Source organism: Polaromonas sp. (assembly GCF_030682935.1).
Lineage (GTDB): Bacteria > Pseudomonadota > Gammaproteobacteria > Burkholderiales > Burkholderiaceae_C > Polaromonas.
In genome coordinates, this window is the sequence record NZ_JAUXNA010000167.1 from 1 (window position 1) to 3,910 (window position 3,910).

The 3,910-nt window shown below is 62.2% G+C and carries 4 protein-coding genes; 1 reads left to right on the forward strand and 3 read right to left on the reverse strand.

The features are described from left to right. The 3 genes from gatB to gatC all read right to left on the reverse strand — a co-directional run. Positions 1-1,233 (reverse strand): Asp-tRNA(Asn)/Glu-tRNA(Gln) amidotransferase subunit GatB (gene gatB / locus Q8K05_RS07785; RefSeq protein WP_305245997.1); only part of this gene is annotated, 1,233 nt, incomplete at its 3' end. A gap of 5 nt (positions 1,234-1,238) precedes the next feature. After that, positions 1,239-2,762, reverse strand: coding sequence for an Asp-tRNA(Asn)/Glu-tRNA(Gln) amidotransferase subunit GatA (gene gatA / locus Q8K05_RS07790; RefSeq protein ID WP_305245991.1), 1,524 nt, complete (start codon positions 2,760-2,762; stop codon positions 1,239-1,241). Beyond that, positions 2,759-3,058 carry an Asp-tRNA(Asn)/Glu-tRNA(Gln) amidotransferase subunit GatC gene (gatC, locus tag Q8K05_RS07795; protein ID WP_305245993.1) on the reverse strand — a complete coding sequence of 100 codons (300 nt, stop codon included), beginning with the start codon at positions 3,056-3,058 and terminating at the stop codon, positions 2,759-2,761. Before gatC ends, gatA begins: the two co-directional genes overlap by 4 nt. A gap of 301 nt (positions 3,059-3,359) precedes the next feature. Between gatC and mreB the strand changes: the two genes are divergently transcribed. Then, positions 3,360-3,910: rod shape-determining protein MreB (gene mreB, locus Q8K05_RS07800; RefSeq protein WP_305245995.1), on the forward strand; the 551-nt coding region annotated here is incomplete at its 3' end.

Consider the following 3,910-nt stretch of genomic DNA (forward strand, 5'->3'; position numbering starts at 1 on the left):
AACCAGTTTGGCGGCATTGTTGGAAATGGTTCCGAGCGCGATTTCTGACAGGAGTTTCCCGAGCTGATCGGGTGAAACACGTGACTGCTCCTCACCGACTCCGTCAACATTTAGCCGCTTTGCCACCTCTCCCAGTACCCAGTTCGTGACCTGCTTGGCGTAATACTGATCGCTTGCTTTTCCGGGATTGCCGTGGCGCAGCCTGATCCAAGCCGCCTCAAAATACTTCGCGCGTTCCCGGCTTTGCGTCAATGTCGTTGCATCGTATTCGGACAGGTGATGCACTTCCATGAACCTCTGTGCCATCACGCGCGGCAGTTCGCTCATTTCGGCGCGGGTGCGCTCCACCCAGTCCCGGCCAATCACCAGCGGCGGCAAATCCGGGTCCGGAAAATAGCGGTAGTCGGCCGCGTCTTCCTTGCTTCGCATGCTGCGCGTCTCGCCGGTGTCGGGGTCAAACAGCACGGTGGCTTGCTGGATGGCGTGGCCGTCCTCGATCTGTTCGATCTGCCAGCGCACTTCGTAGTCCATGGCCTGCTGCATGAACTTGAAGCTGTTCAGGTTTTTGATTTCGCGCCGCGTGCCGAGTGGCTCGCCGGGCTTGCGCACCGACACGTTGGCATCGCACCTGAAGCTGCCTTCCTGCATGTTGCCGTCGCAAATACCGATCCAGGTAACGATCTTGTGCAACTCTTTGGCATAGGCCACGGCCTCGGCGGTGGAACGCATGTCGGGCTCGGTCACGATTTCGAGCAGCGGCGTGCCGGCACGGTTCAGGTCAATGCCGCTTTGGCCGATGAAGTCTTCGTGCAGTGACTTGCCGGCGTCTTCTTCGAGGTGGGCGCGCACCAGGCGCACCGATTTCTTTTCGCCTTCCAGGAAGAACTCGACCTCCCCGCCTTGCACCACCGGAATCTCGAACTGGCTGATCTGGTAGCCCTTGGGAAGGTCGGGGTAGAAGTAGTTTTTGCGCGCGAAGATGCTTTTTTCGGCAATGTGGGCGTTGACGGCCAGGCCGAATTCGATGGCGCGCTGGACCGCGCCCTTGTTCATCACGGGCAGCGCGCCGGGCAGGGCAAAGTCCACCGCAGAAGCCTGCGTGTTGGGCTCGGCGCCAAAGGCAATGGGCGCCCGGCTGAACAGTTTTGATTGCGTGGTGAGCTGGGTGTGGGTTTCAAAGCCGATGACGACTTCGTAGCCCTGCACCAGCAGGGGTTTTGTGTCCTTGATCATGTCAGTCATGCCGAAGCTCCCGGTGCTTTCTGGTGCCAGTCGGTTGCCAGCTGGAATTCGTGTGCCGCGCCCAGCAGCTGCGCTTCCTTGAAATAGTTGCCAATCAGCTGCAGGCCGACGGGCATGCCGCCTGCGCCAAAGCCGGCCGGCACGCTCATGCCGGGCAGGCCGGCCAGGCTGGATGACAGCGTGTAGATGTCGGCCAGGTAGCTGGCGACCGGGTCGTCGGATTTTTCGCCGATTTTCCAGGCCACGGTGGGGGACACCGGGCCGGCAATCACATCGCATTGCGTGAAGGCGGTCTGGAAATCCTGCGCGATCAGGCGGCGGATTTTTTGCGCCTTGAGGTAGTAGGCGTCGTAGTAGCCGTGCGACAGCACATAGGTGCCGATCATGATGCGGCGCGTGGCCTCAGTGCCAAAGCCTTCGCTGCGCGACTTTTTGTACATGTCGGTCAGGTCGGTGTAGTGGGCGGCGCGATGGCCGTAGCGCACGCCGTCAAAGCGGCTCAGGTTGCTGCTGGCCTCGGCCGGGGCGATGACGTAATAGACGGGAATCGACAGCTCGGTCAGCGGCAGGCTCACATCGACCAGCGTGGCGCCCAGTTTTTCAAACTCGGCCAGCGCACCGTGCACGGCGGCCAGTACGTCGGGCGCGCAGCCGGCACCGAAAAACTGGGTCGGCAGGCCGATCCTCAAGCCTTTGAGGGGTGTAGCGCAAGCGCCGCGAGCGCTGGCAGCTATTAAATCAGTAGCGTAATCGGCTGCAGGCCGGTCAAGTGAGGTCGAGTCGCGGTCCGGGTCCGGCCCGGCCATGGCGGACAGCAGCAGGGCGCAGTCCAGCGCGCTGCGCGCCATCGGGCCGGCCTGGTCCAGGCTGGAGGCAAAAGCCACCATGCCGTAGCGCGAGCAAAGGCCGTAAGTTGGCTTGATGCCGGTGATGCCGGTCAGCGAGGCGGGCTGGCGGATCGAGCCGCCGGTGTCGGTGCCGGTGGCCGCAGGCACCAAGCGGGCCGCGACCGCTGCCGCCGAGCCTCCCGAGGAACCGCCGGGCACGCGGCTGGTATCCCACGGGTTTTGTACCAGTTTGTAAGCGCTGTTCTCGTTGCCCGAGCCCATGGCGAACTCGTCGCAGTTGAGTTTGCCCAGCGTGACCATGCCGGCGCCGCCTGCCCCAACGCCCAATTTGCTGACCACCGTCGCGTCAAACGGACTGCGGTAGTTTTCAAGCATCTTCGAGCCTGCGGTCGTCGGGAAGTCGCGGGTGACAAACACGTCCTTGTGCGCCAGCGGCACGCCCAGCAGGGGCGTGCGTTCGCCGGCTGCCAGCCGTGCATCGGCGGCGCGGGCCTGTGCCAGCGACACCTCGGCATTGGTGGCGAGGAAGGTGCCCAGACTGCCCGGCTGCGCGATGCGGGCGAGAAAGTGCTGCGTCACCTCGAGGCTTGAGACTTCTTTGGCGGCCAGCTTGGCGGCGAGTTCGGCCACGCCGAGGTGGTGCAAATCCAGGTTGTTCATCGGGGTACTCATTCAATCACCTTGGGCACCAGGAACAGGCCGCGCTCGACGGCGGGGGCGCTGACCTGGCTGGCTTCGCGCTGGTTGGGTTCGCTGGCAATGTCCTCGCGCAGGCGCAGGGCGACTTCGCCCAGCAGGGCTGCTGGGTGCGCCAGCGGCTCGACGCCGTCGGTGTTGACGGCCTGCATTTGCTCGACCAGGGCAAAAAAGCCATTGAGTTGGTGCAAAGTGCGCTCGGTTTCGTCAGAACGAAGCTCCAGCCGCGCCAGGTTGGCGACGCGTGCAATGTCTTGGGGGGTCAGTGCCATGGGATGCCTGGAAGGTAATACAAAGGGAAAGTTACAGCGCAGAAAATTCAGCAAAAAAAGGCGGGCTGAAACGAGGTGTAAGGCTGAAAAAAACGGGCCTTGCGGAGCGGTCGATTCACAGGGGATGCGTTATTATCCTGCCTTTGTTGTGAAATCGTGGTCGGATGCACTCTTTAGGCGCTTTTTAGGTGCTGGAAACAAGGTTTCGGGAAGACTTTGGCCCCAATTTCCTCGTAATTGGTTAATCATAAAAAGGCGATGAAGCAGCGAAGCCTGCTCATGCCCAACTGGACTCCTGCATATGTTTGAAGCATTTCGTCGGTACTTTTCCACCGACCTGGCGATCGATCTCGGCACCGCCAACACCCTGATTTTCGTGCGTGACCAGGGCATTGTGCTGGATGAGCCCTCGGTGGTGGCGATTCGTCACGAAGGCGGCCCCCAAGGCAAGAAAAGCATCCAGGCCGTGGGCCGCGAGGCCAAGGCCATGCTGGGCAAGGTGCCGGGCAATATTGAGGCCATCCGGCCGATGAAAGACGGCGTGATTGCCGACTTCACGGTGACCGAGCAGATGCTCAAGCAATTCATCAAGATGGTGCATCCGCGCAGCTTCTTCAGGCCCAGCCCGCGCATCATCATTTGCGTGCCCTGCGGCTCCACCCAGGTCGAGCGTCGCGCCATTCGCGAAAGCGCTCTGGGCGCAGGCGCCAGCGATGTGTACCTGATTGAGGAGCCGATGGCCGCTGCCATTGGCGCGGGCTTGCCGGTCTCCGAGGCGAGCGGCTCCATGGTGGTCGACATCGGCGGTGGTACCTCCGAGGTCGGCGTGATCTCGCTGGGCGGCATGGTCTA